This window comes from Thalassospira permensis NBRC 106175 (assembly GCF_000714555.1).
Taxonomy (GTDB): Bacteria; Pseudomonadota; Alphaproteobacteria; order Rhodospirillales; family Thalassospiraceae; genus Thalassospira; species Thalassospira xiamenensis.
In genome coordinates, this window is sequence record NZ_AUNC01000055.1 from 1 (window position 1) to 1,439 (window position 1,439).

Consider the following 1,439-nt stretch of genomic DNA (forward strand, 5'->3'; position numbering starts at 1 on the left):
CGGGTGGCTTCGTCATTGGCCTGATTGGCTACGCTAGCCGACTGAGAAACCTGCTGGGCGATTTCATCGGAAGAGGCAGACAGTTCCTCGGTTGCGGCTGAGACAGTCTGGACATTGGCTGATGTTTGCGCCGTTGCAGATGCGACTGCGGTTGACAATTCCCGATTTGCCATCGTGGTCGACTGCATGGTTTGGGTGGCTTGCTTCATTTCGGTAACGGAGTTTGAAATGGAGTGGATCAAACCATTAACGCGGTCCTCAAGGTCGTCTGCCATTTTCATAATGGCTTGGCGCCGGCTGGTTTCTGCTTCTTGCTCCATCTGTTTCTGGCGTTCCTGCAGGTGCCTGTTTTCGATAGCCTGCTCACGGAAGGCAACAACAGTGCGGGCCATTTCGCCGACCTCATCCTTGCGTTCCCGACCTTCAATTTCACCAGTAAGTTCCCCACTGGCGATCAAGGTCATTCGGGTCGATAGTGCCTTGAGGCCCGACGTGATATTACGGCCGATTACAAATCCCGACACGATCAGGACTACAAGTGCGAGCAAACTGATAGCGAAGGCGACTGTTGCTGCATTCGTAAATGCGTGGTCGACATCGTCAATATAAATACCGGTACCGAAAATGTGCCCCCATGGCAGAACCATTACGAAGGACAGTTTTTCAAAGATCTTGTCCTTGTCCTCGCCGGGTTTTGGATAGACATAGCTGAAAAAGCCGTCTCCCTGTGGTGCTTTGATCAGGCTTTGGATAAAATAAGTTCCCGCAGAATCCTTGGCATTGTACAGGTCTTTGCCTACCAAGGCCGGGTTGACGGCGTGCATCATATTGATGCCGCGATTATTGTAAGCAAAAAAGTAACCAATCTCGCCTTCGAACCGGCCAGAGGTTACTGACTGATAAAATTCATCAATCGCTTCCTGCTGCTCAAGTTCGCCTGCATTGACGCGGTCCTGATATCCTACGGCCATGCTATGGAGCAACTCAGTGGTTGCCCTGATTTTGTCTTTGCGGTCTTCGAGCATAGTATTGCGCAATGTGAATACCTGTATGGCCGATACAGTCACCAAGCCAATCAGAGCTATCAACGATAAGATAGCCAACTTGTGGCTGATTTTGATGTTTTGCAGCATGAGCGCGCCTCGGATTTGCTAATTTAAATGTGATACGCTTCTCCATTGGTATATATTAACTCGCCTAAAGTATAGTTGATTTAGATCAATATAATATTAGTGTGATATTGTGTAATTGACAAAAAACAGCCGCCCAACCGGGCGGCTGTTCTCATTTCGGCGCGGTAGTCGATATCAGGCGGCTGCGTTTTTGCGCAGATCGGCAAGGAAGCTTTCGACGGCCTGATCCAGCGACACGGCTTCGGCGACGAGTTTCTCGGCTGTCTGGGCAAGCTGGGTCGTGCCCGAAGATACCTTGCCCGCATT

At 50.3% G+C, this 1,439-nt stretch carries 1 protein-coding gene; it reads right to left on the bottom strand.

The genetic code is table 11. The features are described from left to right. Positions 1-1,133 (bottom strand): cache domain-containing protein (locus tag SMB34_RS17720; protein WP_037992105.1); only part of this gene is annotated, 1,133 nt, incomplete at its 3' end. Positions 1,134-1,439 lie beyond the last annotated feature (306 nt).